At 59.6% G+C, this 25,907-nt stretch carries 26 protein-coding genes and 1 tRNA gene; 10 read left to right on the plus strand and 17 right to left on the minus strand.

The genetic code is table 11. The features are described 5' to 3' along the window. Positions 1 to 110: 110 nt before the first annotated feature. Positions 111 to 194 (plus strand) — tRNA-Tyr (locus ACR0L1_RS02285). Between the two features lie 137 nt (positions 195 to 331). On the opposite strand, the gene ACR0L1_RS02290 is transcribed toward ACR0L1_RS02285, so the two are convergent. The 5 genes from ACR0L1_RS02290 to ACR0L1_RS02310 all read right to left on the minus strand — a co-directional run bounded on the left by ACR0L1_RS02290 (position 332) and on the right by ACR0L1_RS02310 (position 5,763). Further along, a complete protein-coding gene (locus ACR0L1_RS02290; RefSeq protein ID WP_170788308.1) occupies positions 332 to 853 on the minus strand; it encodes a DUF2478 domain-containing protein in 522 nt (173 codons plus the stop codon). 71 nt (positions 854 to 924) lie between these two features. Beyond that, positions 925 to 1,590: an NnrU family protein gene (locus ACR0L1_RS02295; RefSeq protein ID WP_170788307.1), complete on the minus strand. Its 666-nt coding sequence runs from the start codon at positions 1,588 to 1,590 to the stop codon at positions 925 to 927. A gap of 105 nt (positions 1,591 to 1,695) precedes the next feature. Next, on the minus strand, positions 1,696 to 3,756 hold the full coding sequence (locus ACR0L1_RS02300) for an ABC transporter permease (RefSeq protein WP_480856931.1): 2,061 nt from the start codon (positions 3,754 to 3,756) through the stop codon (positions 1,696 to 1,698). Beyond that, complete coding sequence (locus ACR0L1_RS02305; protein WP_480503189.1) at positions 3,753 to 4,802, minus strand: quaternary amine ABC transporter ATP-binding protein; 1,050 nt, start codon at positions 4,800 to 4,802, stop codon at positions 3,753 to 3,755. The genes ACR0L1_RS02300 and ACR0L1_RS02305 overlap by 4 nt, the downstream gene beginning before the upstream one ends. 10 nt (positions 4,803 to 4,812) lie before the next feature. Next, positions 4,813 to 5,763 (minus strand): ABC transporter substrate-binding protein, encoded by a 951-nt coding sequence (locus ACR0L1_RS02310; RefSeq protein ID WP_480503190.1) that lies wholly within the window; start codon positions 5,761 to 5,763, stop codon positions 4,813 to 4,815. Between the two features lie 388 nt (positions 5,764 to 6,151). Here ACR0L1_RS02310 and ACR0L1_RS02315 point away from each other — a divergent pair, with 388 nt between their 5' ends. Both ACR0L1_RS02315 and ACR0L1_RS02320 read left to right on the plus strand, forming a co-directional pair. Then, positions 6,152 to 6,814, plus strand: a complete 663-nt coding sequence (locus ACR0L1_RS02315; protein ID WP_480856934.1) for a DNA-3-methyladenine glycosylase I — start codon at positions 6,152 to 6,154, stop codon at positions 6,812 to 6,814. Between the two features lie 41 nt (positions 6,815 to 6,855). Beyond that, on the plus strand, positions 6,856 to 7,542 hold the full coding sequence (locus ACR0L1_RS02320; protein ID WP_480503193.1) for a hypothetical protein: 687 nt from the start codon (positions 6,856 to 6,858) through the stop codon (positions 7,540 to 7,542). A 2-nt stretch (positions 7,543 to 7,544) separates the two neighbouring features. On the opposite strand, the gene ACR0L1_RS02325 is transcribed toward ACR0L1_RS02320, so the two are convergent. Then, positions 7,545 to 7,949, minus strand: a complete 405-nt coding sequence (locus tag ACR0L1_RS02325) for a c-type cytochrome (protein WP_480856936.1) — start codon at positions 7,947 to 7,949, stop codon at positions 7,545 to 7,547. Positions 7,950 to 8,041: 92 nt separating this feature from the next. On the opposite strand from ACR0L1_RS02325, the gene ACR0L1_RS02330 reads away from it, so the two are divergent. After that, a complete protein-coding gene (locus ACR0L1_RS02330; protein ID WP_480856938.1) occupies positions 8,042 to 8,479 on the plus strand; it encodes a DMT family transporter in 438 nt (145 codons plus the stop codon). Here the strand turns inward: ACR0L1_RS02330 and ACR0L1_RS02335 are convergent. The 3 genes from ACR0L1_RS02335 to ACR0L1_RS02345 form a co-directional block, all read right to left on the minus strand. Beyond that, the gene (locus ACR0L1_RS02335; RefSeq protein ID WP_480856940.1) at positions 8,463 to 9,149 is read right to left on the minus strand and encodes an ABC transporter ATP-binding protein; all 687 of its coding nucleotides are present in this window, start codon (positions 9,147 to 9,149) and stop codon (positions 8,463 to 8,465) included. The two genes, ACR0L1_RS02330 and ACR0L1_RS02335, sit on opposite strands and share 17 nt — an antisense overlap. Then, a complete protein-coding gene (locus tag ACR0L1_RS02340; RefSeq protein WP_480856942.1) occupies positions 9,142 to 10,437 on the minus strand; it encodes a lipoprotein-releasing ABC transporter permease subunit in 1,296 nt (431 codons plus the stop codon). The genes ACR0L1_RS02335 and ACR0L1_RS02340 overlap by 8 nt, the downstream gene beginning before the upstream one ends. Before the next feature lie 65 nt (positions 10,438 to 10,502). Then, positions 10,503 to 11,489 (minus strand): DUF6492 family protein, encoded by a 987-nt coding sequence (locus ACR0L1_RS02345; RefSeq protein WP_480856943.1) that lies wholly within the window; start codon positions 11,487 to 11,489, stop codon positions 10,503 to 10,505. Positions 11,490 to 11,813: 324 nt separating this feature from the next. Between ACR0L1_RS02345 and ACR0L1_RS02350 the strand changes: the two genes are divergently transcribed. Continuing rightward, the gene (locus ACR0L1_RS02350) at positions 11,814 to 12,170 is read left to right on the plus strand and encodes a hypothetical protein (RefSeq protein WP_170769168.1); all 357 of its coding nucleotides are present in this window, start codon (positions 11,814 to 11,816) and stop codon (positions 12,168 to 12,170) included. On the opposite strand, the gene ACR0L1_RS02355 is transcribed toward ACR0L1_RS02350, so the two are convergent. Together ACR0L1_RS02355 and proS are read right to left on the minus strand one after the other, a co-directional pair. Continuing rightward, positions 12,167 to 13,057, minus strand: a complete 891-nt coding sequence (locus tag ACR0L1_RS02355; protein ID WP_480856945.1) for a glycosyltransferase family 2 protein — start codon at positions 13,055 to 13,057, stop codon at positions 12,167 to 12,169. The two genes, ACR0L1_RS02350 and ACR0L1_RS02355, sit on opposite strands and share 4 nt — an antisense overlap. Then, positions 13,041 to 14,381 carry a proline--tRNA ligase gene (proS, locus tag ACR0L1_RS02360; protein ID WP_480549375.1) on the minus strand — a complete coding sequence of 447 codons (1,341 nt, stop codon included), beginning with the start codon at positions 14,379 to 14,381 and terminating at the stop codon, positions 13,041 to 13,043. The genes ACR0L1_RS02355 and proS overlap by 17 nt, the downstream gene beginning before the upstream one ends. A 167-nt stretch (positions 14,382 to 14,548) precedes the next feature. On the opposite strand from proS, the gene ACR0L1_RS02365 reads away from it, so the two are divergent. The 5 genes from ACR0L1_RS02365 (at position 14,549) to ACR0L1_RS02385 (ending at position 20,335) form a co-directional block, all read left to right on the plus strand. Then, complete coding sequence (locus ACR0L1_RS02365; protein ID WP_170784041.1) at positions 14,549 to 15,913, plus strand: FAD-dependent oxidoreductase; 1,365 nt, start codon at positions 14,549 to 14,551, stop codon at positions 15,911 to 15,913. Further along, positions 15,913 to 16,887 (plus strand): isopenicillin N synthase family dioxygenase, encoded by a 975-nt coding sequence (locus ACR0L1_RS02370; protein ID WP_480856948.1) that lies wholly within the window; start codon positions 15,913 to 15,915, stop codon positions 16,885 to 16,887. The genes ACR0L1_RS02365 and ACR0L1_RS02370 overlap by 1 nt, the downstream gene beginning before the upstream one ends. 90 nt (positions 16,888 to 16,977) lie before the next feature. Continuing rightward, positions 16,978 to 18,051: an AI-2E family transporter gene (locus ACR0L1_RS02375; protein WP_170788284.1), complete on the plus strand. Its 1,074-nt coding sequence runs from the start codon at positions 16,978 to 16,980 to the stop codon at positions 18,049 to 18,051. After that, positions 18,052 to 18,741, plus strand: coding sequence for a P-loop NTPase family protein (locus tag ACR0L1_RS02380; protein ID WP_170784037.1), 690 nt, complete (start codon positions 18,052 to 18,054; stop codon positions 18,739 to 18,741). It begins immediately after the preceding gene. A gap of 49 nt (positions 18,742 to 18,790) precedes the next feature. Then, positions 18,791 to 20,335 (plus strand): Ppx/GppA family phosphatase, encoded by a 1,545-nt coding sequence (locus ACR0L1_RS02385; protein WP_480856950.1) that lies wholly within the window; start codon positions 18,791 to 18,793, stop codon positions 20,333 to 20,335. Positions 20,336 to 20,338: 3 nt separating this feature from the next. Here ACR0L1_RS02385 and ACR0L1_RS02390 read toward each other — a convergent pair whose 3' ends face one another. The 6 genes from ACR0L1_RS02390 to scpA form a co-directional block, all read right to left on the minus strand. Next, positions 20,339 to 20,710: a hypothetical protein gene (locus ACR0L1_RS02390; protein ID WP_170788281.1), complete on the minus strand. Its 372-nt coding sequence runs from the start codon at positions 20,708 to 20,710 to the stop codon at positions 20,339 to 20,341. 37 nt (positions 20,711 to 20,747) lie between these two features. Beyond that, a complete protein-coding gene (locus tag ACR0L1_RS02395; protein ID WP_480856952.1) occupies positions 20,748 to 21,737 on the minus strand; it encodes an endonuclease/exonuclease/phosphatase family protein in 990 nt (329 codons plus the stop codon). Between the two features lie 5 nt (positions 21,738 to 21,742). Further along, positions 21,743 to 22,423 (minus strand): molecular chaperone DjiA, encoded by a 681-nt coding sequence (locus ACR0L1_RS02400; RefSeq protein WP_170769158.1) that lies wholly within the window; start codon positions 22,421 to 22,423, stop codon positions 21,743 to 21,745. 45 nt (positions 22,424 to 22,468) lie between these two features. Further along, a complete protein-coding gene (locus ACR0L1_RS02405) occupies positions 22,469 to 22,957 on the minus strand; it encodes an N-acetyltransferase family protein (RefSeq protein WP_480856955.1) in 489 nt (162 codons plus the stop codon). Further along, positions 22,954 to 23,556: a VOC family protein gene (locus ACR0L1_RS02410; protein ID WP_480856956.1), complete on the minus strand. Its 603-nt coding sequence runs from the start codon at positions 23,554 to 23,556 to the stop codon at positions 22,954 to 22,956. The genes ACR0L1_RS02405 and ACR0L1_RS02410 overlap by 4 nt, the downstream gene beginning before the upstream one ends. Before the next feature lie 70 nt (positions 23,557 to 23,626). Then, positions 23,627 to 25,753 (minus strand): methylmalonyl-CoA mutase, encoded by a 2,127-nt coding sequence (scpA, locus tag ACR0L1_RS02415; RefSeq protein WP_170788276.1) that lies wholly within the window; start codon positions 25,751 to 25,753, stop codon positions 23,627 to 23,629. Positions 25,754 to 25,907 lie beyond the last annotated feature (154 nt).

The raw sequence follows: 25,907 nt of genomic DNA on the forward strand, positions 1-25,907 counted from the left end.
GGCCTCCGGGCCGGGAATTCGGTTTCCTGCGCCAAAGCGGTATTTTCCTGTTGACGCTCGTTTAAGGCGCTAGTAATCACGCCTCCACGTCAGGTGCAACGCCTGACAGTGGGCGACAGGCCGCAAGGTGTGGCAGGGGACTGTAACTCCCTCGCGGAGACGCACGCCTGGTTCGATTCCAGGGTCGCCCACCATCTTCCCCAGATGGTGACAAAGCGCAACATGCTGCATTCGGTGCGTCGCGTTTTCTGGCTTTCCCGATCGCCTTTTTGCAAAAAACGCCCTTGGCGGACCAAAGGCGTTTTGTCGACTTACCTGCAAAGGACTTGGCTTAGGCAGCATCAGCCCGCTGAGCGGAAACACGGTTGAACCAGTCGATGATCGCATCCAGATCTGGTGCAATTTCTTCCGCGGCGCCGCCGGTAAAGTCCTGAAATTTCTCTTTGTTCAGGCCATTCACGCCGACCAGAACCGGGATGTCCTGTGCCAGTGCCTCGGCGATGACGGGACGAAAGCCGCGCCCGTCGGCTTCGTGCTTCCCGAATTTGTTGACGATCAGCAACTGCGGCGCATCCTCCAGCGAGGCCGTGACATAGCCCACGGCTTGCTCCAGCGCGGCAGGGTCCAGACGGCAGCCGCGCGACTGCGTTCCCAGCGATTGCGAGATGCGGATAGTCTCACCTTCGGGCAGGACACGCACGTCCATATCGCACTTGGTGTTGTCGGCACATTCGGTGTTGGTTTGCACCACACCCGACAGCCGGGCACCGGATTTCAAAAGCTGTTCTGCGGTCGCGCTTAGCAAGCGGTCGGTCGCGCCGCGATCGGTGGTGGTTACATAGGCCAGGTACATTCAGGGACCCTCGTCGTAAAACTGTGACATTCCAGATAGCACGCAAGATGCGGTCCGGCCACTCTTCTGCGCTACGGCAGCGGAGAAAGCCCGATCACAGCTGCGTGCAGGTGAAGCAGAACCGCAAAAGCAGCAAGTGAGGCCAGCCAGACCCAAAGGGGCGGCCAGGGATGCGGGGCGCGCAGGGAAAAGCGCGCGGTGTTCCGGGACAGACGGACCCATTCGATGCCCATCTCGCGGGATTTGCGCCGGTCGATCAGAGCCATACCCATTGCGGCAAAGCCCCCAAACAGACCGAACAGGATCACATGCGACAGGCTGCCATTGGCCAGCAGATGCGCCAGTGCCCAAAGCATCAGCGCCGCCAGCACCGGATGGCGCGTGCTGCTCAGGATGCCCGGGTTTTCCGGATCAAACGCGCGCTGACCCAGCCCGCCGAACGAGAACGGGTTCTGGATCGCCATCCCGGAGACGGCCAGCCAGCAAACCACCGGCATGACCAGCAAAGGCACCCAGCGGAAAAGCGCCCAAGGCGGGATTACCTCGACATACGGCGCCCGGGCGGCAGCGATAATCAACCAGCCCAAAACCAGAAGTGACAGCACGGAATAAGCCGCGAAGTACCCCTTGCGCCCCAGCGCCGTGATCAAATGCCCGCGTACGGCGGGACGCGCCGGGATGGCATGTGTCAGCAGAAAGGTGATCAGCGCTGCAAGGAAGAGAACCCAACCGGTCATAAGATGCTCCGAACCTGTTGCGTTCGGTTTAGCCCCGTTGGATGGGGCCGTCTTTGTCCGAAATCAAGTGGCGGGCGGGGCGGTCGCGCCGCCGCCTGCCCTTTGTTACAGGCCCAGCGCCTTGCGGCGTTCCCCGGCAAAGCCCTGCACCATACGGTCTGCAATCAGCGCAAGTATGGCCATGGCCGCGCCTGCCGAGATGCCAAGCCCCACATCTGCTTGACCCAGTGCCAGATAGATAGATTGGCCAAGACCGGTGGTGCCGATCAGCGCCGCGATCACCAGCATCGCAAAGGCATACAGGATGGTTTGGTTCAGCCCCAGCAGGATGGTCGGCGCGGCATAGGGCGCGCGGACATCGCGCATGATCTGCCACTCGGTCGCGCCGCTGGAAATGGCGGCCTCCATCATCTCGGCTGGGGTGTTGACCAAGCCGTGCCGCGTGTAGCGGATCATCGGCACGATCGCATAAGCGCAGATCGCCAGAAAGGCAGAGAACTCACCGATCTGAAACACCATCAGCACCGGGATCAGGAACACGAACAGCGGGATCGTCTGCAGCATGTCACAGATCGGACGTACGATTTTCCAAACGGGTTCCCAAACCGCGCTGGCCAGACCGATCAGCCCGCCGACCACGGCACAGGAAAACACCGCCGCACCGCTGAGGTAAAGCGACAGCAAGGCGCGCTCCCAAAGGCCCGAAACAAGGATGGTGCAAAGCAGCCCCACGGACAGCGCCGCCAGTCGCCAGCCCCCCGCCACATAGCTGAGGGCAGCGGCACCGGTTAGGACAAAGGGCCATGGCAGGTTCGCAATGCCGGTTTCCAACATGCCGATCAGGATCAGCACAACCAGCCCTCCGGTCAGGTGCCCACGCCACGCCATCAGCGCAGCGATGACAGCAGCCGCAGCGAACAGGCCGTAGCTCATGCCCGGTGTCCACTGAAAGCCCCATGTGAACGGCAGCACCGCTTGGTCGAGACCAATCCGCAGTGGCAGCAGCACATAGAACAGCGAGTTGTTCTTGAGCGCATCCAGCCAAGGGCCGTTGGCCTGAGTGAAGGTGGTCAAGCCACTGTCGATGGCCCCGGCTAGCGGGTCCAGCAGGGTGAGTTCAGAGGGGTTCGGCAGCCACAGCCAGAAGGCCGCAGTGAACAGCACAGTAAAGCCCAGAACCGCCCAGACGACTCGCTGGTCATAGCGTTTGCGCTCGGTGGCCAGCGTTCCGCTCATCCGGTCAATGACGACGGCAAACACCACGATAACCAGACCGGCCATCAAGGATTCGCCGAACTGCGCCTTGCGCATGGTCAGCAGGACCTCCCAGCCGATATCGTTGAACCCTCCGATCACGGCCGCGATGATTACCATCGACAAAGCCGCCATCAGGCATTGGTTCACGCCAACCATGATTTGGGTCGCAGCCGCCGGGATTTCCACCTGAAACAGTTGCTGGAACCGGGTTCCGCCGGACATGATGGCGGCCTCTTTGATCTCGGGTTCGACCCGTTCCAGCCCCAGCATCACATTGCGTGCCATGGGCGGTGCCGCGTAGATGGCCGAGGCGATCAGACCAACAACCGGGCCGAAGCCAAAGAGCAGAAGCAAAGGTGTCAGATAGGCGAAGGTTGGCACCGTCTGCATGACGTCCAGCACGGCCTGAACAAAGTTTTTCACGCGGGGTATCTCATTAGCCAGAATGCCGATCCCTCCACCCACAACCAGCGCCACGGGAACCGAAACGGCCACCAGCGCCAGAGTGTTCATACTTTCAGCCCAATAGCCCGAGGCCAGCACGAAGCTGAGGCCGAAGAACCCCAGCGCAGCCATTGGCAGCCCGCCCAGATACCAGCCCAGCGCGGTGACAAGCCCGATCAGGATCGGCCATGGTGTGTTCGCAAGTACGAAATTGGCCGCGTCCATCGGATAGGTCATCAGGTCGGAAAACAACCGCATCGCCGGTTTGATGCCGTTCAGGAACCAGTCCAGGAAGGCTCCGACCCACTGCGTCGCCGGCAACTCCCATGCGGCGGGCCATTTGACCAACCACGGGGCAATGCCCTCAAGCGCCAAACACAGCGCTCCGACGATAACGGTGATCAGTGCCGCTTTGGCCCCAATCGTCAGGCGTGCCTGCGCAGGGATGTCCGTGATCACCGTCATGTCTCATCCACCTGCAGCGCTGCAGCCAGATCGGACGGGTGAACCGTACCGACGATATTGCCCGCGTCATCCCGCACGGGCACGGGTTCATACAGCTCCATACAATGCGCCAATGCGGCGTCCAGGGTCATGCTGGTCGTCAAGCCGGGATCATCCGGGCCACGCTCGGAGTCGTCGCGCATGACTGAGGCGACCTTGGCGTGCTGGCCCTTGGCGACGTCTTTCGAGAATTCGCGCACGTAGTCATCGACCGGGCGCAGCACGATATCGGTGGGCGTGCCGATCTGCACGATCTTGCCATCGCGCATGATCGCGATGCGGTCGGCCAGTTTCAGCGCCTCTTGGATATCGTGAGTGATAAAGACGATGGATTTCTTCAACGTCGCCTGTATGCGCAGGAATTCGTCCTGCAACTGACGACGGATCAGGGGATCGAGGGCCGAGAACGGCTCATCCAAAAACCAAATGTCGGGGTTCACGGCAAGACTGCGGGCGATGCCCACACGTTGCCTCTGACCGCCCGATAGCTGCCGTGGGAAGCTGTCTTCGCGCCCCTCAAGGCCGACCAATGAGATCACCTCTTGCGCGCGGGCCAGACGTTCCTTTTTACCAACGCCTTGAACACGCAGCGGATAGGCCACGTTTTCGGCGACGGTCATATGGGGGAACAGGCCGAAATGTTGGAACACCATGCCCAGCTTTTTGCGGCGCAGGTCCGTCAGTACCTTTTTCGAGGCTCCAATAACGTTCTCGCCATCCACGCGGATTTCTCCACCCGTGCCGGGCAGCAATTGCGAGATACAGCGGATCAGCGTCGATTTACCCGAACCCGACAGGCCCATGATAACGAAAAGCTCCCCCTCTTTGACCTCGAAATTGGCATCCTGCACGGCGGGAATGAACCCGCGTTCGCGCAAGTCTGTGGCGGCTTTGTCGGCGTCATTCCCTGACCGAGACAGCGCGTCGGTCAGGGCCTTGTCTGCACCGGGGCCAAAGACCTGCCAGAGATTCTGGCAGGCAATGGCAGGTGTTTGCGCGTCAGTCACTTAGGCAGACTCACTGAGTTGCCGCGTCAACAACCGGACGCCACTTGCCTTCGTTTTCTGCCATCCATGCGGCGACGACTTCCTCGACCTTACCGCCGTCGACGTCAATCGCGCCCATCATCGGCTGCTGATCTTCGACTGCCAACTGATAGTTGGTCAGAATTTCATAAGCTGCGGGCCACTTGTCTTCCATGCCGCTCCAGCTGGCCTTGAAGATGCGCGAGGGCGAGAAGTCACAATCATTCACCGCGTTGGGGTTCGGACCCCATGCGGGATCGTTGAAACAGGCTTCTTCACCGGCAGGCAGTTCAACGAATTGCACGTCATAGGCGGACATCGCCCAATGCGGTTGCCAGAAGGTGATCAGCAATGGTGATTTCCGCTCGGTCGAGGCACGCAGTTCGGCAATCAAAGCGCCTTCCGACCCGGCAGGAACAGCTTTGAACGGCAGTTCCAAACCGGTCATGCGGTCCGCACCCGGCGTACCCCAATCAGCCGGATAGTCTACCAGACGGCCACCAGGCAGTGTTTCTGCCGTCGCAAAGACCTGCGCGCAGTCTTTTAGAGCTTCCCATGCAGGCAAACCGGGGCACAAATCTGCCACGTGAGCAGGGTATGCGATGCCTTCCTTGGCATCCAGACCCAGATCACCGATCTCAACCACGGTGCCTTCGGAGACTTTCTTGGCGTATTCATCCGATACGTTCGAAGACCAGATCTCTAGCGTTGCGTCGATATCGCCATCGGCCAGCGCCTGGAACTGGTTCATCATGCCCGCGGTAACGTATTCAACGTTATAGCCTGCAGCTTTCAGCATCTCGCCGGCCACATGCGTCGTCACGTGCTGACCGGTCCATTCGTTGATGGCCAGTTTGATCGGCTCATCCACGGCGCCCATATCGGCGGCATAGGCCGATCCGGCGACGGTCATGGCCAAAAGGCTTACACTCAGTTTCTTCATCGACATTCTCCCTGTCTTCTTTGTGTTCGTCCGGCCGCACATGAAAACGGGCCAGAGCGTTTGATTCACGACATTGCCATGCCGCAACATGCACAAAATCAGCCGGAAAAGGGAAGCGAACAGTTGGGCCCGGCGCGGAAATCACGCGTAAGGTCCATCTGCCTGTCCCCCCTGCTGATACGTGCAGGATACCCTCGCCCTTCCTGTCTATCACATTTTTTCGAGCGGGATATTGATTGATCAGTCAATCACAAACCCAATCCAAACACTTTGTCGAGTATTTCTTTTGCCCAAACGCAACTTTTTTGCCTTTGCCCGTATTCACACTGCGTTTGTGAGGGCTTGAAACCCATCCATCAAAGCGCGACCTTTGAGTCGGAGGACCCTGATGCGCCATTTCGACGAACTCTTTCAAATCGCCGCAGACCGTCATGGCGGCGCGCACGCCCTGGGCGGAAAACTCACCAAGCCCAAGCCGTTGGAGGAACTGAAAGCGACGGCTGAAGACCGCTGGCTTGCAGTGATCACCAAGTGTATCTTTCAAGCCGGGTTTAACTGGAAAGTCATTGAAAACAAATGGGGCGGGTTCGAGACCGCCTTTGACGGGTTCGACGTGGGCAGATGCGCCTTCATGGATGATGAGAAATTCGACGCCCTGCTGACCGACACCCGAATCGTCCGAAACGGCACCAAAATCGCAACCGTCCGGGACAACGCGGCGTTTCTGCTGGAACTTCGGCAGGAAGGCGGAGCCGGGCATGTGCTTGGGGGGTGGCCCTCGACGGATTATGTGGGGTTGCTTGCGATGTTGGCCAAACGGGGATCGCGGTTGGGCGGGGCCTCGGCACAATATGCGATGCGATTTGCCGGGCGGGACAGTTTCATCCTGTCGCAGGACGTCACTGCGCGCCTGATTGCCGAAGGGGTGATCGACACATCACCCACCTCGAAGAAAGCGATGGCAGCAGTGCAAGAGGCTTTTAACACATGGATGGATCAATCAGGCCGGTCGCTGACCGAAATCAGCCGCGTATTGGCAATGAGCGTTTGAAAACAGATTACAGAGCAGAAGCTGAGGACTAAGCTGCGAACATGTTGCGCCTTATTTTGATGACGTCTGCATTATTTTTGACCTCATGCGGTCGTCCTTTGACCGATCAGGAGGTCGCATTCGCCAGCGCCATTCAGGGCGATACGCTGGATGTGGGCACAGTCCGTCTGGTCAAAGGGGCACCGGTTGCCCCGATCACCTTTTACCGCAAGGAACGTCCGCGATTGGCATGTCGCGAGCGTATCCTGCCCCCGCAGGAAGAAGGCGTGGTGACGGCAAAACCGGCCGCCGTAGCCCTGTTCAACAAGGTTTATTTCACACAGGATTGGTATCTTGAGGACTACATGTCCGATTTCCCCGAAGAGATGAACCTGATCGCTGCCATGCTTCTGGCGCATGAATTGACCCATGTCTGGCAGTGGCAGAACCGCAAGACCACGGGCTATCATCCCCTGCGTGCAGCGGCAGAACATGGCGGCAACAAAGACCCCTACCTATTCGATCTGGCGACCTCGTCCGATTTCCTGTCCTACGGGTTCGAACAGCAAGGTGCCATTGTCGAGGAATATGTCTGCTGCCGCGCCTTGGACCCAACTGCGCCCCGCACCGAGCGACTGCATGAAATGCTGGGCGCGCATTTCGACCTGGCCCCCCTGCCCAGTGAACGGGCCGAGCGGGCGGTTGTCATCCCGTGGTCCGAGGCCAAAATCGAAGGAATATGCCGCTAGGCTCAGTTGCCCTGCAATGTCTCAAGATAGGCCACAAGATCCACGATCGGTTGGCTTGTCAGGATCGGCTGCCCCTGTGGCGTTTTCATCGAGGTGTCCTGCCCGTCGAAATACGGCCCATAGACCGGCATCGGGCTGCCATGGCTGACCAGCGGGTCGCGCCCGTCGATCCGTGAAACGACACGAGCGACCGGGAACATGCCATCATCGCTGGCAAGTGTTGTCAGGTCTGCGGGTTGAATAACTAAAACTCCGGCCATCGGACCATGCCCGGTGGCATCGATCCCGTGACATGTTGCGCAATAATGCTGGTAGAGCTTTGCGCCCTCTTCGACATCCTGCGCACCGGCCTGCGACGCCATCATCCCGGCCGCAACGAAAACACCCCCAACTATCGCTCTGATCATCGCATCCTCCTGTCCCGATTGACATTTGCAGGCTTGCCCGAGGCGCGGCTTGGCGCAATGATCCAGATCAACGCAACCAAAGGATACGGGCCATGACACAATATGCAGTCATCATGTTGGCCGCCGGGGTCGGAGTGCCCATTCTAGCCGCGCTGAACGCGGCTTTGGGCAAGATGATCGGCTCACCCACCACTGCGGCGGTGGTTCTATTTGCCATCGCCTTTGCGGCCTCAGCAGCGGTCATGGTGGTTTTTCCCGGCTTTGGGGCCGTGTCCAAAATCGCCGAAGCCCCGAAACACCTGCTACTGGCCGGTGTGCTAATCGCCTTCTACGTCCTGTCGATCACCCATGTCGCCCCGCATTTTGGCGTGGGCAACGCAGTGTTCTTCGTGCTGATCGGGCAGTTGATCAGCGCCGCCGCCATCGACCATTTCGGCCTGTTCGGCGCCCAGGTCACGCCGCTGACATGGATCCGCGCAGGCGGCATCGCTGTGATGGCCGCCGGGGTGGCGATCACGCAACTGGCTTGAGAACGCCCCCGTCCAACCGCAGCTTGCGATCCATCCGCGCGGCCAGATCCATATTGTGCGTGGCGATCAGGGCCGAGAGCCCCTCGTCCCGCACCAATGCCATCAGCGCATCGAACACCTGATCCGAGGTCTCGGGGTCCAGATTGCCCGTCGGTTCATCCGCCAACAATACGCGCGGCGCGTTGGCCAGCGCGCGGCAAAAGGCGACCCGCTGTTGCTCGCCGCCAGAAAGGGCCGCCGGGCGGTGATCGGCGCGCGCCGCAACGCCCACACGGTCCAGCAGCGCCATCGCCCTGTCCTGTGCAGCTTTCTCGGAGACACCATTGGCCAGTTGCGGCAGGGTGATGTTCTCCAGCGCTGTGAACTCGGGCAGCAGATGGTGGAACTGATAGACAAAGCCCACATCCTGCCGCCTCAGCGCCGTGCGGGTGCGGTCGCCTTTGCCTGCGATGCTCTGCCCCGCGATCTCAACGGTGCCGCTGTCGGGCGTGTCCAGCAGACCCGCAATATGCAGCAGCGTCGACTTGCCCGCCCCAGAGGGCGCCACCAGTGCCACCGCCTCGCCCGCGCGTAGGTCCAGATCGACGCCGCGCAGCACCTGCACCTCGCCCGGTGTGCCTTGCAGATAGGTTTTGGTCAGGCCGTTCAGCCGCAATGTCACATCACTCATAGCGCAGCGCCTCAACCGGGTTCAGCCGCGCCGCGCGACGGGCCGGGAAATAGGTGACAAAGAAGGACAGGCCCAGCGACAGCCCGACCGCCTTGAGCACATCGGACAGGTGCAATTCAGCAGGCAACGCATAGATGCCCCGGATCGACGGATCCCAGACCCCGCCGCCCATGACAAAATTCACAAAGCTGAAGATCGGGTCGATATAGATCGCAAACAGGCAACCCAGCACCACACCCATCGTGGTGCCGATAATGCCTGTAAATGACCCGCAAATGAAGAATACGCGCAAGACCGAGCCTTCGCTGAGGCCAATGGTGCGTAGGATGCCGATATCTCGCCCCTTGTTCTTGACCAGCATGATCAGACCCGAAACGATGTTCATCGCCGCAATCAGTACAAGGATCGACAGGATGATGAACATCACATTGTCCTCGACCTCAAGCGCGCGCAGGAACCCGCCCGAGGCGTCCTGCCAGGTCCATATCTGACTGCGTTCGCCTGCTGCTTCCAGGATGGGGATCAGAATGGGTGTCAGATTCTCGGGATCATCCATCATAACCTCGATCTCATCGGCCACGCCTTCACGGTTAAAGAAGGTCTGCGCCTGTTCGAACGGCATGTAGACACGGGTGCGGTCGATGTCATAGCGCCCGGCTGAAAACACATAAACCACCCGATAGGCGCTGACGCGGGGCGAAGTGCCAAAGGCCGTTTTTACCCCATTGGGCGAGGTCAGCTTGACTGTGTCCCCTACTGTTGCGCCGATACTGCGCGCCACGCCTGAGCCGATGGCGATGACGAATTCCTCGTTCTGGAATTCCGATAGATCCCCCACCGCCTGATCGCTTTCAGCGATGCCCGGCAGGTCCAACAAGTCGTCCGGCTGTATCCCAAAAACTTCTACACCGCTGCTGCGGTCGCGATTGGTGATCAGCACTTGCCCCTTGACCAAAGGTGCCGCCCGTTGAACGCCCGGCACTTGCCCGATCCTGTCAGCCACCTGATCGTAGTTTTCAATGGTCCGATCTACGCGCCCCTGCGCATCAAAATTCCCAGCCGAATAAACAGTCACATGCGCGTTGGCACCCAGAATGGTGCCGACAAACTCGGCACGGAAACCCGATCGAACAGCCAACGTGGCGATCAGAGCGAACACGGCCAAGGTGATCCCGATCAGCGAGATCCAGGTCATCACGCTGACGCCCCCCTCGGCGCGGCGCGCGCGTAGGTATCGCCAGGCGATTTTCCATTCAAAAGGTGCAAAGGGCGGGGGTGTCTTGGCCATGCCTGCTCCGGTGTTTTTGTTGGACGTGACCCTTTCGGCATTTGGCCGAATGGTCAAGCCGTGCGTTATCCCGACAGGGCGGCGGTTTGCTGCAATACGGCCTCGGCCCGGTTCCGGTCGCAAATGCCGCGCGCCTCAAGCTCGTGAAAGACACGGTCGCGCAAATTCAGGGGCAGGTTTGCAATGGCACGGTTGTGCAACCCAAGCGTCAATGTGCGCGGGTCATCCAGCAGTCCCAGCAACTGCGTCAGCACTTCGGTCGAATAGGTGGGCCAGAGCCCGATGGCTGTGGAGTCGGCCTCTTCGAACCAGGGCGGGTATCCATCGGGGGATTTCAGGCAAAACGCGTTCATCAGCATGAACTCTGACGGCCGCCTGCGCGACGCGAACAAGGCCTGAACCGAGCCGTAGCGCGCGTTGATTTCATCCAGCAGAGACAGGACAAGCGACCGGCGCACCGGGTACGGCGTGGCAAAGGTTGTCGTCTTGAACTGCCCCGGATCAGACCGTGGCGCACCTAGGGCATCCAAACTTTGCAGCAGCCAGTTGCGGTGAAAATCACTTTCAATGTCAATGAACGGGATGCGCGCCGCGCCGCCGGGCGCAAAGAACTCTGCCTCATCAAACTGGCGCAGAAACAGGTTCTTGGTGTCCAGAATTACCATATTCTCGGACGCCGCGACCCGCGCCGCGCCCAGTTTCAGAACCTGTTGATTGCGGTAGCCATTGTTGCCACGCCAACCGCCCTTGCGGATCAGCAGAATGCGAAAGCGGTTCTCGATCAGCACACGATCAAGCACCGGGCGTCGCGCACAATGACCCTCCCCCAGTAGAACATCGTCTCCACTGAGGACGCGTACCTTGTCTTGCAGCGCTCCGTAGGCAGGCAGGATCGGCTCGATCTGCTGCCGCAACGTATCTTCATCAACGTCGTTCATGATCACATGGATCGACCCGATCTGCGCCGGATCAACAAACCGGGCGAAGGATCGCGCCTGAAGTTCCAGCAGAGGGAAGTCCTTGGAATATACGACCGTTGCGAAACTCAGCACCAGGTGGACCCTTTCAAGGTTTTCGCCCCTCTATCAGCAATCCCGTTTGGTTCCAACCAACCCAACGCCCGAATCAGCTCTGCATGCTGAAGGGCTCGATCAATCAGAGCGTAAGTGGACATCCGTCAGACACACCAAGGGTTGTGACGCCGTTCACAGACATCGCGCAACTGTTTCAGCTATGTAGTCAATGCTAGGTTTGCGTGATCGACTGAACTCAAAATGCAACATATCGCGCGGAACAAAATTTCGATTTTTGATTATTTTGCGAAACTTTGTCACCCTGACTGTGGGGGAATACATTTGTAGGAGCGGGGGTCGCTCATGAGTATTCGACTAAACAAAGAAGAAGCGGGCGTCATTTCAGCCCGGCAGGCATCAACAGAACTGGATTGTGAAACGGCCGCATTGCTGAGGGCCGCGATCCGACCTTTATTTGCAAGTGCTGCAAGTTGGAACAGCCTTACCGATATTCTGAAAGACAAGGGGTATCAACTGGCCTTCCGACAGGGTCGGCTGTGTGTCACCGAGATCGCCACGGCAAAACGGATTTGCGGGCTGCGGTTTCTGGGGTTGGAGTTTCGCGATCTGGTGCAACGGATGGGACGCCCCATCGTTGTTGCCCGCGACAGTGAAACCGGAGACCTGCTAGCCGCCCGACCTTCGGTGAACGGCGCTTAGAAGCTGCGCCAGAACTGGACTGAACGCCGCGTGGTCTTCCACAGGCTGTGGCGCGCCGCCGCTTTGATACCGGCGCATGTTCCCGGTTCGATCAACCGCCCAAGGACTAGTTTCGCGGGCATGTGGCCGCGATGGTAGAACCGGCAGAAATCATCCTCAGTCAAGTCACGCGCGGCTTTACGCCCGTCGTAATACTTCATCCAAACCCGCGCATAGTCTCGGGCCGTCACGGCCGTGTCACTGCTGGCCCCACGCCCCCAAAACATCGAGATCGGCTCATCCATCCGTTCGCCCTGATACCCGGCCGTGATCATGCGCAGCATCAGGTCATAGTCGGCCGCCACGCGGAATTGCGGATCATGGCCGCCCAGCGCCGCAAACACGTCGCGCCGGATCAGGACTGAGTTATGGCAGAACGGCATCCGTTGCAGGATCGCAGTCAGCGACATGCGCTTTTCGCGGCTTTCTGTCCCATCCTCGAACCTGCGCAAGGTTGAACCATACAAAAAATCGGGTTGGCTCGCTATCAGCCGGTCGGCCACAATGTTCAGGACGTTATCCGAGGCCAGCGAGTCATCGGAGTTCAGGAACAGCAAATACTGGCCGCGCGCGGCCCCTGCCCCCTTGTTCATCGCGTCATAGAGGTTGCGGTCCGGTTCGCTGATCATGCGGGTTCGCTGCGCGTCTGCAGTGACATCCTGCAGAAAGGCAACTGTGCCGTCGGTCGAGGCCCCGTCCTGAATGACATGTTCGGCCCGCCCACATTTCTGGCGAGCCATACAGGTGATCACTTCGCGAAAGCTATCCTGCCGCCCTTGGGACAGCAGGTTATGCGTCGCCGTGACGACCGAGATCAGCGGCGCGTCGGTGTCAGCCGATTTGCTCATAGATCTCGGCGATCTTGGTGACGGCGGCCTCGGGGCTGAGTTCCTCGCTCTCGCCCGAGCGGCGGCAGGTCAGTTCAACCACACCGTTTTTCAACCCGCGCGGGCCAACGGTGATGCGCCATGGCAGACCGATCAGGTCCATGGTGGCGAACTTGCCCCCGGCCCGTTCGTTGCGGTCATCATAGAGAGGCTCCAGCCCCAGTGCGGTCAGCGCACCGTAGAGCTTGTCACAGGCCGCATCTGCCTCTTCATCGCCCTGCTTCAGGTTCACGATGCCGCAGTGGAAGGGTGTAACACCTTCAGGCCAGATGATGCCTTTGTCGTCATGGCTGGCCTCGATGATAGCGCCGATCAAGCGGCTGACGCCGATGCCGTGGCTGCCCATATGCACGGGCGTCGGTTTGCCATCGGGGCCTTGGACAGTTGCGCCCATCGCCTCGGAATATTTGGTACCGAAATAGAAGATCTGCCCCACTTCGATCCCGCGCGCCACGCGGCGACGATCCTCGGGCACTTGATTGAACAGCGCCTCGTCATGAGTTTCATCGGTGCGGGCATATCTCGAAGTAAACTCCTCGAGGATCGCCTGACATTGCGCGCGGTCGTCATAGTCGATCTGACGGTCGCCGAAGCTCAGGTCGGTGACGGCGCTATCATAGAAGACCTCGGATTCACCCGTATCGGCCAGCACAAGGAATTCATGCGTGTCATCGCCACCGATGGGGCCGGAATCGGCGCGCATCGGGATGGCTTGCAGGCCCATACGCTCATAGGTGCGCAGGTAGCTGACCAGATGGCGGTTATAAGCGTGCAACGCGTCCTCTTTGGTCAGGTCGAAATTATAGCCGTCCTTCATATAGAACTCACGCCCCCGCATAACGCCGAAACGCGGGCGGATTTCGTCGCGGAACTTCCACTGGATCTGGTACAGGGTCAGCGGCAGGTCTTTGTAGCTGTTGACGTGGCCGCGGAAGATATCGGTTACCAGTTCCTCAGCCGTGGGCGTGAACAGCATATCCCGGTCATGCCGGTCCTTCATCCGCAGCATTTCCTGACCGTAGTCATCATAGCGCCCTGATTCGCGCCACAGGTCCGCCGATTGGATGATCGGCATCTGGATCGCAATGTGGCCCGCGCGCGCCTGCTCTTCATGGATGATGTTTTCCAGCTTGCGCAGCACTTTGAAGCCCATCGGCAGCCACGAGTAAATCCCGGCGGATGCCTGTTTGATCATGCCCGCGCGCAGCATCAGCCGGTGGCTGACGATCTGGGCCTCAGACGGGTTTTCCTTGAGAACGGGCAGAAAGTAACGGCTCAGGCGCATGGGAGGACCTTTGAAGGTGAAAATTTCGCTGCAAGGTGATTATGCCAAAGCCTCGCCGGGGGCAATCACGCAATGGCGTTTTTGCGACCCCGGGCCCGTCGCATTTTTTATTGACCCGCCAGTCAGGAATCTCAAATGTGACAGGAATGTAAAAACATGAGGCCCCGATGCAGACAATCTCGGAACCCGCCCGTCAAATTCCTGTTGTTCACCAGACAGATGTTCTGGTCGTGGGCTCTGGCCCCGCCGGGCTGGCCGCCGCTTTGGCCGCCGCGCGCGCCGGGGCCGAGGTGTCACTGGTCGATCGCTTCGGCTGTATGGGTGGCAACATCACCGCCGTGGGGGTCGAAGGGTTCGCCTGGTATCGCCATGAACAAACGGTCGAGGCAGGCGGCATCGGGATGGAGTTCGAGACCCGCGCCAAAGAGATGGGCGCGGCGGTGCCAGAAAGCCAATCGCTCAGCTATGAGTTGGACAGCGAAGGGTTCAAGCTGGTGGCCGACAAGCTGGTCGAAGAGGCCGGCGTGCATCCCATGCTGCACCGTCAGTTCGTGGCCCCGATCATGGACGGCAACCGGATCACCGGCATCATCACCGAATCCAAAGCGGGTCGCGAGGCGATTCTGGCCCGCGTAGTGATCGACGCCACCGGCGACGCCGATGTCGCCCACCGCGCCGGTGCGCCCACCCACAAAACCGCGCGCGAGGATATGATGGCGGCCTCGGTCATGTTCCATCTGGCCGGTGTCGACAAGCGCGCCTTTATGGAAGGCGTCAAGGCCGATCCGCAGACCTACAAGGACTGGGGCGGCGGCGGTGAATGGAACATCGAGACCTCAGGCAAAGAGGACGACATGTTCTCGCCCTTCGTTCACAAACCCTTCCAACAGGCGATAGATGCAGGGATGATCCCGCCGCACCTGAACACCATCGCTGGCACGTGGGGCGCGATGCATGACACTGGTGAGCTGACTTATATGAACCTCATCCATCTGGCCGAAATCGACGGAACAGATCCCGACAGCCTGACACGGGGCGAGATCGAGGGCCGTCGTCAATCGATGCTGGCCATCGAGGCACTGCGGCGCTTCATGCCCGGGTGCGAAAACGCGCGGCTGCGGAATTTCGGCATGACCATTGGCATCCGCGACACCCGCAAGATCGACGCGATTTACAACATGACCGAGGATGACGCCCGACATCAGGGCCGGTTCGAGGATACGATCGGCATCTACCCCGAGTTCATCGACGGCTATGGCATCCTGATCCTGCCGACTACCGGGCGTTACATGCAGGTGCCCTATCGTTCGATGTTGCCCAAAGGGATCAAGGGCTTGCTGGTCGCGGGTCGTTCCCATGGCGCAGACAAGGTGGCCCATGCGGCCACGCGCAACATGGCGTGCTGTGCTGTGATGGGACAGGGCGCGGGCATCGCCGCTGCGCTATCGTTAAAAAGCAATCAGGAGGTCGACACGATGAACCTCGCCCCCGTCCACAAAGAACTCGACCGTCAGGGCGTGCGGATTCACTGATGCAGCATATCCCGACCATCGACATTTCGCCTCTGCGTGACCCTGCGCACCCGGACTATGCCCGAACCGTTCAGCAAATCATGGACGCCTGCACTGGGATCGGCTTTCTGTCGATCACCGGCACCGGCATTTCCCCCGATACGGTAGACGCCGTGCGCGCCTGCGTGCGCGATATCTTTGCGGTCGAGGAAAGCACCAAATGGGATCAGGCCATCACGCGCGAGAATTATCGTGGATACATCCCCATGGGATTCTTCACCCCCAATGACGGATCAGGCAATGCCGACAAATACGAAGGCTACAAGCTACACTATGACGTGGCCCCCGATGCACCGATCCGGCAGGACTGCGCACTTTATGGCCCTAACCTCTGGCCAAAGGGCGTGGATAGCGCGCGCGACACGATACTTGGCTATTGGTCGAAACTGGATGCGGTGGCCGATCATCTGCTGGGCGCGCTAGAGGTCGGCCTATCCCTGCCTGCGCGCGCTCTTCGCGATGCCTTTGTCGATCCAATGACCAACATGACTCTGCTGCATTACCCGCCGCAGGCTCCGGATGAAGGCGGCTATGGCATCCACCCGCACAAGGACACCGACGCGCTGACCATCATCGCCCCAGACCCAGTTGGAGGGCTAGAGGTTCAGAACCGCGAAGGTGGTTGGATCACGCCGGACTGCCCGCCGGGCGGGTTTGTCGTGAATATCGGTGACATGCTGGAACTATGGTCCGGTGGGCGCTTGAAATCCACGCCACACCGGGTCGTGAACCGATCTGGACAAGAACGGCACTCGTTTCCCTATTTCGCGGTGCCACGCCATAACGTTGTTGTCTCGCCCTTGTTGGAGCCGCAACCCGGTTTTGACCGCCCGGCTGTTCACTGCGGTCACTGGTCGGCCGAAATATGGCGAACCAACTGGCCCGATGAAATTGAGGATGAGGCGACGCCGGAACTGGGAACGTTGCAAGACTGACAGGCTGAAAATATCCCTTGCATGAAGCACTTGCATCACCGTGCTGCATACGCCAAGAACGATGGCAAGCGCCGCAAAAAGGGGACAGCCATGGCTTTGCCGGTGAAGGATCAGCTTAGGTATTGGGGCATCGCCGCAGCCGTATTTGTGCTGATGTTATGGGCCCTTGGCGATGTCTTGCTTCCATTTGTGATCGGCGGGGCCATTGCCTATTTCCTTGATCCGGTCGCCGACCGTCTTGAAAACTTTGGCCTGTCCCGGATGGCCGCCACCGGGCTTATCACCGTGGTTGGCATTTTGGGTTTTGTCCTGCTGATCCTGATGGTGGTTCCTGCGCTAGTGACGCAGCTGATTGATCTGATCGAGTTCATGCCAAGCCTCGTCAAACAGCTGCGCGGCTTTGTCGAACAAAAATTCCCTTCCCTCCTTGATACCCAATCCAGTTCGCATCAGTTCCTGGTGTCGCTGGGTGAAACGTTGCAATCCAAAACCGGGGATGTTCTTCAATCCGTCGCCGCCTCGCTCGGGTCGGCGATCAACGTCGTTGTCCTGCTGGTGATCGTGCCCGTTGTGGCCGTCTACCTTCTGCTGGACTGGGATCGCATGATCGCCCGGATCGGAGAGCTGCTGCCCCGTGACCACGCCCCGACCATCAAACGGCTGGCGGGTGAAATCGACGATGTTCTGGCCTCATTTGTGCGCGGCATGGGCACGGTCTGCCTGATATTGGGCACCTACTACGCGGTCGCGCTGATGGCTGTCGGTCTGCAGTTCGGACTAATCGTTGGGTTCATCGCCGGGCTGGTTACGTTCATCCCCTATCTGGGCGCCCTGATCGGAGGATCGCTGGCCATCGGTCTGGCGCTGTTCCAGTTCTGGGGCGATTGGGCGCATATCGCGCTTGTCGCGGGTATTTTTGCGGTCGGTCAGGTGACCGAGGGCAATTTCCTGACTCCAAAGCTGGTCGGCAGCTCGGTCGGGCTGCATCCGGTCTGGCTGTTGTTGGCCCTGTCAGTGTTTGGAGCGCTGTTTGGCTTTGTCGGAATGCTGGTGGCAGTTCCGGTCGCAGCGGCGCTGGGGGTTCTTGCACGGTTCTGCACCTCGGTCTATCTGGACAGCCGACTGTATACCGGCCTGGAAGGCTTGAACCAGAAAGACGACTGAATGGCTCGCCAACTGAACTTCGATCTTCCAGCCAAAACTGCGCTGGGGCGCGAGGATTTTTTCGTCTCGCCCGCAAACGCGCTGGCGGTCGCCATGATCTCGGCAACGTCCTGGCCGGGTAACAAGCTGGTCCTGAGCGGCCCCGCCGGTTCAGGCAAGACGCATCTGGCCCATGTTTGGGCGGCGGAAACCGGCGGGCGTATTCTGCATGCCACCGATCTGCGCCACGAAGATGTTCCCGCACTGGCCCAAACTCCGATTGCCATCGAAGATGTGCCGATGATCGCCGACGATGCCGAACGGCAAAAAACGCTGTTTCACCTGCACAACCTGACTTTGGCCGAGGGTAATGCCCTGCTTATGACCGGGCGTCTGGCTCCGAAATTCTGGGAACTGCCCCTGCCCGATCTGCAAAGCAGGATCGAAGGCGCGCATCACGTTTCGCTGGACCCGCCCGATGATGCCTTACTGGGCGCGGTACTGGCCAAACTATTCGTGGACCGGCAGTTGAACCCCGGCCCCGAGGTGATCTCGTACCTCGTCAAACATATGGACCGTCGGTTTGAAACAGCTGCCGACGTGGTCGCCCAGCTTGATATGCTGGCCCTGACCGAGAAACGCGACATTACCCGCGCGCTGGCTGTGCGGGTTCTCAATTCGGACCCCGCCGAAGTCGCATCCGGCGATTGACCCGCAACGAACGATTTCGCATTCTAAGCACGGAATATCTGGAAGAGACATGGATCAGACCGTCGAGACCGACATCCCCGACTGGGGACCTTTCGGAAAGCCGCTATTCGACAACCCCGAGGCCCGCGCTCTGTCGCGCGTCGGCGTTGTCGATGTCGGGTCAAACTCGGTCCGGATGGTGATCTTTGACGGCGCGGCGCGCTCGCCCGCCTATTTCTACAACGAAAAAGTCATGTGTGAGCTGGGCGCAGGTCTGTCCGAGACCGGGCGGCTCAATCCGCGCGGACGAGAGCGCGCCCTGGCCGCCCTGCGCCGCTTTGCCCAACTGGCAGATGATCTGGGTCTGCCCGGCCTGCACGTGGTCGCCACCGCCGCCGTGCGCGAAGCCAAGGATGGCCCAGCCTTCTGCAAGGACGTCCATGCCGAGACCGGCCTGACCGTCTCGGTCATCGATGGCGGGGAAGAGGCGCGCCTGTCTGCCCAAGGCGTCCTGCTAGGCTGGCCCGGTGCCTATGGGTTGATCTGCGACATCGGCGGTTCCTCGATGGAACTGGCCGAAATCGGGGAGGGAGACGTAGGCCGCCGCCTGACATCAGCCCTTGGTCCGCTGAAACTGCGCGACATTAAAGGTGGTCGCCGGTCACGCAAGGCGCATATCAAGGAAACGATGGAGGACCTGCGCGACCGGCTTGGTCCGCAGCGGGATCGTTTGTTTCTGGTCGGCGGCAGTTGGCGGGCCTTTGCGCGTCTGGACATGTTGCGTCGGGGCTATCCCCTGAACGTTTTGCATGAATACCGCATGACCACCAAGCAGGTACATGAAACGATCAAGTTCATCGAAAAAAGCGACCCCGAAAAACTGCGCAACCGCGCCGGCGTCTCAAGCTCGCGCATGGCGCTGATCCCTTACGCTATGGACGTACTCGCGCGGTTGCTGCGCACCTTCAAGCCAAAGGATATTGCGATCTCAAGCTACGGTATCCGCGAGGGACTACTGTACGAACAGATGCCTCAAATTCTGCGCGACCGTGATCCGCTGATCGAAGCCAGCCGGTTTTCCGAGGCCAAGGATGCGCGCCTGCCCGGTTTCGGCAAGCACCTGTTCGACTTCGTGATGCCCCTGTTCAAATCTGCCCCGCCAGCGCGGGTGCGGCTAATCAAGGCGGCCTGTCTGCTGCATGACGTTAGCTGGCGCGCCCATCCCGACTACCGGGCAGAGACCTGCTTCGACTATGTCACCCGCGCCAATCTGGGCGGGCTGAAACACTCGGAACGGGTATTTATCGGGCTGGCTTTGCAGCACCGCTATCGCAACAAGCGCGAGGACACCCGCTTTGCGCCGCTATACGAGTTGCTGGACGAAAACGGCCAGAAACAGGCCGAGATTCTGGGCAAAGCCATGCGCTTTGGTGCAATGTTGTGGATGCAGAATGACGCTACCATGGGCAAGCTGCGCTTTTACCCCAAGAAACGCCAGCTTGAGCTGTTCCTGCCCGAAACTGCTGCCGCCTTGTTCAGCGAAGTGGCCGAGGCGCGGCTGAATTCTCTGGCAACTGCGTTGAAATCCGAAACCCGGATCGTGCTTAAAGGCTGAACCTCAGATATCAATCTCACCTTCGGGTGCCTCGGGTGGCGTCTGCGGCGCAACTTCCGGGGGTTCCGGTTTTTTGCGGATGATGATGTCCCCATTGGGCAGGATTTCAGGCACCTCATAGGCGCTCCAATCCTCGATCTCGGCAGCCAGATCGGCCAAAGCCGGACCCATTTCGGCCATAAAGGACTGCATTGCCGGCCCAAACTGGTCGGCCAGCCCTAGCAATTCATCCAACGCCGGTTCCATTTCCTTCCGCAATCCTTCAAAGAACAATTCAGCGCCCTGCTCCATCAGTGATGGGCCGGGCTCGTCCTCGGCAAGAACAGGCGTGCTGAGCGCCGTGGAAATTGCGCAGATCGTGATGAAATGTCTCATGGTGAGAATATAAGGCGAAAATACCGCGCATGTAAGGTCACAGGTCGATATCCAACGTGACCGGAAAGTGGTCAGAGGCCGTAAGAAGCGCGTCGTGTAACTCCTTTGCGGCCAAACATGCCGGGTCATGGAACGGATGCCAAATCCGCCAGCGCGGGTTGAGCGCCCGCAAACCATCGCTGATCATGATGTAGTCCAGCAGGGCCTCAAGATAGCCGCCATCGGCCGGACGCGCGAAACGGGCCGTTGAAGGTGGCGTGTCTGTGTGGGTCGAAACCGCATGGGGATCGAACAGCCCCGTCTGCACCAGAATCTCAACCGAGGATCGCCCGAACAGGTTTTCGAATTCGTCCAATCCCGGCCCGTCGTTGAGATCGCCCAACAGAATGACCGGCTCATTCGCCTCAAGATGCGCCCGAACGCGCCGCGACAGCCACACTGCCTGCGCCAGCTGTTTGCGCCGGTTGGCAATCGAGATTCGGATCGCTTCGTCCCGGCTACTGGCTCCGTGGGGGGCTTTAGATTTGAGATGCGCGCCAATAAGGCGAAAGCTGGCTCCATCGGACGTCGTCACCGCAAGCTCCATCGGCGGTTTTGAGAACTCGACAAGGTCTTCGGTGGCGTCAATGTCGAGATCAATTCGGAACGCCCCATCAAAACGAGGAGCATCATTTGACCCGGTCCCTTTTGGGTCATGACGAACCGTCAGCACCGCAGGATCATAGAGCAGCGCCAGTTCCTGATGCGTATCGTTGGCAAATCCCATCACCGCATGGCTGGTGCGTAGATTAAACGCCTCTGCAAACCCTTGCAGGGCGCGCACGCTGTTCTGAGTTTTGCCGGTATTTGGCGCCTCGACAATCAACATCGCATCCGCGTCGACCGCAGTCAGGACCTTAGCGATGGCTTCGACCTGTTGAGCTTTGGTAATATTTTGCCTGCCAGACCAACTGTCATCAACAATCAGCCTGTCCTTGCGGTCAAACAGATTGGCGAACCATTCGATATTGTAGGTCGCCAGCCGCATCGCGGTCAGGCTCGCGCGCCGTTGATCTCATCCCAGGCGCGGTTGATGTCGATCATCTTTTTCTCCGCCAACCGGATCGCCTCTTCCGGGACACCACGCGCCATCATCGCATCGGGATGGGTTTCGCGTACCAATTGACGCCAAATCTTGCGGATATCTGGCAAAGGCATATCCCGAGGTACCCCCAGCACCGTGTAAGGGTCATTCGGCGCATCCGGTACAAACCGCGCGCGCAGGGCCAGAAACTGAGCTTCGGTCTGGCCGAAAATCCGGCTGACTTCCTCTAGGAACTCGTTTTCGTTGGGGTGATAGAACCCGTCGGCCATGGCGATGTGAAACAGCCCCTCCATCAGGTCGCAGAAGGTGGTGCTGTCATCGGCGAACATCCCGGCGATCTTGCGGGCGTATTCCTGATAGCCGGCAACATCGGTCCGGGCCATGTCGAAAACGCGGGCCGCGTCGGCTTCGTCCTCGCGTGCGATTTGAAAGACGTCGCGAAAGGCCGTGACCTCATCCCGCGTTACCTGACCATCGGCCTTGGCCATCTTGGCCCCGAGCGCGATAACAGCGATCGTAAACGCGACCGAACGCTCTGGCGGCGTGCGCAGCTTTTCGAAAACAGCCGTAAGGCTTTCGCCTTGGGCAAGCGCGCTGAGCGCGTCGGATATGCGGGTCCAGATCGACATGAGGGCACCCTACCCTCTGAATTCGCCCGTGTCAGGTGCGACCAATCACTGCGGTGTCAGAATTTTCTGCATCAGCACAAGATCCAGCCGTTTTCCCCATTTGAAGCCCACCTCGGGCATCCGACCGGTCTCGGCGAACCCCATCGCCGTATGGAATGCAATCGCATCAAGATTGGCCGACGAAATCCCCGCGACCAGAACATGCACCTGTTGGGTTCTTGCTACCTTTTCCAAGGCATTCATCAGCGCGCGCCCGACACCCTGCCCGCGTGCTGCGGAGGTCAGTTGGATGGAATGCTCGCGGCATTGCGCGTATCCGGGACCAGACCGAAACGGAGCGTAAGTGGCAAAACCCAGCACCTTGTCGTGTTGCTCGGCCACCAAGAAAGCGGGGCCACGCCCGGAGATATCTTCTGTGATGCTCTCGACGTTCCTTTGATCCGTTGTGAAGGTGATCAAAGTGTCTCGGATGATCGCATTGGTGATGTCAGCTATGGCCGGGGCGTCCAAAACCTGTGCAGGGCGAATGATCATTCCAGCACGCGCAGGCCATGCGGCGTCTCAAACTCGGCCTTCAGCGCGGCCGGACCGGTATCAAACACCACGCGATCCATTTGGCCCACCAGTTTTGCCAGTTCCAACCCTTCGGGATGCATGACCACCAACCGCCTCAGCTGACAACCACTATGTTGCAACATCCGGGCTGGGTGCAAGTCCCCTTGCCACTGTATGAGCGCAGGAAACAGGTTGTCGAACGGCAAACGCCCGCTGGGCGGAACTGCCATCTGCCACCGCAGGGCGCCTCGTGCCAGATCAATTGGTTGTCCGACACCGTCGGGGAACATATCCAGCGCTGCTGCGATACTGGGGACGCGACAAATCCAGTTAGACAGGCGCGCGGTTCCCTGAAACCGGTCCAGATCGAACCAGCGTGTGCGTTCAAGGTTGGGGGCATCGGGATCGACAGCGATTGCCTCTAGATACAGCCCGTCAGCCAAGCCTAGTAGCCGGTTATGCGTTCCAAACGCCTCGTGTTTGCCACCTTCCTGCAAGGCGACGCCAAGCGCCTGTTCAATATGGGCCGTGGCCTCTTCCAAATTCTCGCCCGCCACGGCCAGATGATCCAGTTGCATTGGTGCCCCCTGCTAGAAAGTCTTCGTCGAAGACTTTCTAGCATAAGATTTTTCGACGAAGAATCTCAGACTATGCACGGGTATCGCCGATCAGACTCAAGATGTCTTGCGCCGCCTCGGGGATATTCGTGCCCGGGCCAAAGATCGCCTTAACACCGTTGTCATAGAGGAATTGATAGTCCTGCTGCGGGATCACGCCGCCACAAATAACGATGATGTCCTCAGCCCCGGCTTTCTTCAGTTCCTCGACCAGTTGCGGTGCAAGCGTCTTATGCCCTGCCGCCTGCGACGAGATACCGACCACATGAACGTCATTGTCCACCGCGTCCTGCGCAGCTTCGGCCGGCGTCTGGAACAGAGGACCCACATCCACGTCAAACCCGATGTCGGCAAAAGCGGTTGCGATCACTTTGGCTCCCCGGTCGTGCCCGTCCTGCCCCATCTTGACCACCAGCAAACGCGGACGGCGGCCTTCGGCCTCGGCAAAATCTTCGATGGATTTTTGAATGGCGGCGAAGCCTTCATCACCTTCATAGGCCGCGCCATAGACACCGGCCAGCGTTTTCACCTCGGCGCGGTGGCGACCGAATTCTTTCTCCATAGCCATACTGATCTCTCCTACGGATGCACGGGCGCGGGCGGCCTCAACGGCGGCGGCCAGCAGGTTTCCGCCCTCTTGGGCAGCTTTGGTCAGGGCGTCCAGCGCCTGTTGGCACGCGGCCTCATCGCGCGTGGCCCGGATATTTTCCAAACGCGCCACCTGCGCTTCGCGCACAGCGACGTTGTCAACGTCCAGAATGTCGATCGGGTCTTCCTGCTCCTTGCGGTACTTGTTGACGCCGACGATGACCTCTTCGCCCCGGTCGATCATCGCCTGACGGCGCGCGGCGCTTTCCTCGATCCGCAGCTTGGGCATGCCCGAGGCAACAGCCTTGGTCATGCCGCCCATCTCTTCGACCTCTTCCATCAGGGCCCAGGCTTTTTCGACCAGCTCATTGGTCAGGCTTTCGATATAATATGAGCCCGCCAGAGGATCGACCACATCGGTTACACCGGTCTCTTCCTGCAGCACTAACTGTGTGTTGCGCGCGATGCGGGCTGAGAAATCAGTGGGCAACGCGATTGCCTCGTCCAGCGCGTTGGTGTGCAAGCTTTGCGTTCCACCCAGAACCGCGCTCATCGCCTCATACGCCGTGCGGATCACGTTGTTGTATGGGTCCTGTTCCTGCAGCGAAACGCCAGAGGTCTGACAGTGAGTGCGCAACATCTTGGACCGCTCTGATTTCGCCCCGAAATCGGTCATCACGCGGTGCCACAGGGTGCGGGCAGCGCGCAGTTTTGCGATTTCCATGAAGAAGTTCATACCAATCGCAAAGAAGAACGACAAACGGCCTGCGAACTTGTCGACATCCATCCCGGCTTGCGTCGCCGCACGCACATACTCGCGCCCATCGGCCAGCGTATAGGCCAGCTCTTGCACCAAGTTCGCACCGGCCTCCTGCATGTGGTAGCCCGAGATCGAAATCGAGTTGAACTTGGGCATCTCGTTCGAGGTGTAGTCGATGATATCCGAGATGATCTTCATCGACGGCTCAGGCGGGTAGATATAGGTGTTGCGCACCATGAACTCTTTCAGAATGTCATTCTGAATGGTGCCGGACAGGACGGATTTGTCATGCCCCTGCTCTTCGCCTGCCACGATGAAACTGGCCAGAATCGGAACCACAGCGCCGTTCATGGTCATCGAGACCGAGACCTTGTCCAACGGGATGCCATCGAACAGGATTTTCATGTCCTCGACAGAGTCGATTGCTACACCAGCCTTACCCACATCGCCGACAACACGCGGGTGGTCGCTGTCATAGCCGCGGTGCGTGGCCAGATCGAAGGCCACAGACACGCCCTGCTGCCCGGCGGCCAGATTGCGGCGGTAAAAGGCGTTCGATTCCTCAGCCGTTGAAAACCCGGCATATTGGCGGATCGTCCAGGGGCGCCCCGCATACATCGTGGCCTTCACCCCGCGCGTGAACGGGCCGAACCCCGGCAAATTGCCCATATGCGGCAGATCTGCGGTATCTTCAGCCGTGTAAAGCGGTTTGACGTCGATGCCTTCCAGCGTCTCTTTGGTCAGATCATCCAACGGCCGTCCGCGCAGCTCTTTTTCCGCCAGCGCCTGCCAGTCCTTGGTGTTGGTCATGTCGATTTCCTCTCGTCAATTCGGATCACGGCGGGCTGAGGCCACCGCGGTGTTGTGCTGCACCCTGCCCCGCCAACCCGGTCAAAGCGCGAAATTTTGAGCGATCCGGGCAAATCGCCGGTCGCATTCGTCAAAGCAGCAGCTATATTCAATG

Source organism: Ruegeria sp. J8 (assembly GCF_056531925.1).

Coding starts and splice junctions, on each gene's coding strand:
- ACR0L1_RS02290 (WP_170788308.1), bottom strand. CDS start 853: ATGTACCTGGCCTATGTAACCACCACCGATCGCGGCGCGACCGACCGC.
- ACR0L1_RS02295 (WP_170788307.1), bottom strand. CDS start 1,590: ATGACCGGTTGGGTTCTCTTCCTTGCAGCGCTGATCACCTTTCTGCTG.
- ACR0L1_RS02300 (WP_480856931.1), bottom strand. CDS start 3,756: ATGACGGTGATCACGGACATCCCTGCGCAGGCACGCCTGACGATTGGG.
- ACR0L1_RS02310 (WP_480503190.1), bottom strand. CDS start 5,763: ATGAAGAAACTGAGTGTAAGCCTTTTGGCCATGACCGTCGCCGGATCG.
- ACR0L1_RS02315 (WP_480856934.1), top strand. CDS start 6,152: ATGCGCCATTTCGACGAACTCTTTCAAATCGCCGCAGACCGTCATGGC.
- ACR0L1_RS02320 (WP_480503193.1), top strand. CDS start 6,856: ATGTTGCGCCTTATTTTGATGACGTCTGCATTATTTTTGACCTCATGC.
- ACR0L1_RS02325 (WP_480856936.1), bottom strand. CDS start 7,949: ATGATCAGAGCGATAGTTGGGGGTGTTTTCGTTGCGGCCGGGATGATG.
- ACR0L1_RS02330 (WP_480856938.1), top strand. CDS start 8,042: ATGACACAATATGCAGTCATCATGTTGGCCGCCGGGGTCGGAGTGCCC.
- ACR0L1_RS02335 (WP_480856940.1), bottom strand. CDS start 9,149: ATGAGTGATGTGACATTGCGGCTGAACGGCCTGACCAAAACCTATCTG.
- ACR0L1_RS02340 (WP_480856942.1), bottom strand. CDS start 10,437: ATGGCCAAGACACCCCCGCCCTTTGCACCTTTTGAATGGAAAATCGCC.
- ACR0L1_RS02350 (WP_170769168.1), top strand. CDS start 11,814: ATGAGTATTCGACTAAACAAAGAAGAAGCGGGCGTCATTTCAGCCCGG.
- ACR0L1_RS02355 (WP_480856945.1), bottom strand. CDS start 13,057: ATGAGCAAATCGGCTGACACCGACGCGCCGCTGATCTCGGTCGTCACG.
- proS (WP_480549375.1), bottom strand. CDS start 14,381: ATGCGCCTGAGCCGTTACTTTCTGCCCGTTCTCAAGGAAAACCCGTCT.
- ACR0L1_RS02365 (WP_170784041.1), top strand. CDS start 14,549: ATGCAGACAATCTCGGAACCCGCCCGTCAAATTCCTGTTGTTCACCAG.
- ACR0L1_RS02370 (WP_480856948.1), top strand. CDS start 15,913: ATGCAGCATATCCCGACCATCGACATTTCGCCTCTGCGTGACCCTGCG.
- ACR0L1_RS02375 (WP_170788284.1), top strand. CDS start 16,978: ATGGCTTTGCCGGTGAAGGATCAGCTTAGGTATTGGGGCATCGCCGCA.
- ACR0L1_RS02380 (WP_170784037.1), top strand. CDS start 18,052: ATGGCTCGCCAACTGAACTTCGATCTTCCAGCCAAAACTGCGCTGGGG.
- ACR0L1_RS02385 (WP_480856950.1), top strand. CDS start 18,791: ATGGATCAGACCGTCGAGACCGACATCCCCGACTGGGGACCTTTCGGA.
- ACR0L1_RS02390 (WP_170788281.1), bottom strand. CDS start 20,710: ATGAGACATTTCATCACGATCTGCGCAATTTCCACGGCGCTCAGCACG.
- ACR0L1_RS02395 (WP_480856952.1), bottom strand. CDS start 21,737: ATGCGGCTGGCGACCTACAATATCGAATGGTTCGCCAATCTGTTTGAC.
- ACR0L1_RS02400 (WP_170769158.1), bottom strand. CDS start 22,423: ATGTCGATCTGGACCCGCATATCCGACGCGCTCAGCGCGCTTGCCCAA.
- ACR0L1_RS02405 (WP_480856955.1), bottom strand. CDS start 22,957: ATGATCATTCGCCCTGCACAGGTTTTGGACGCCCCGGCCATAGCTGAC.
- ACR0L1_RS02410 (WP_480856956.1), bottom strand. CDS start 23,556: ATGCAACTGGATCATCTGGCCGTGGCGGGCGAGAATTTGGAAGAGGCC.
- scpA (WP_170788276.1), bottom strand. CDS start 25,753: ATGACCAACACCAAGGACTGGCAGGCGCTGGCGGAAAAAGAGCTGCGC.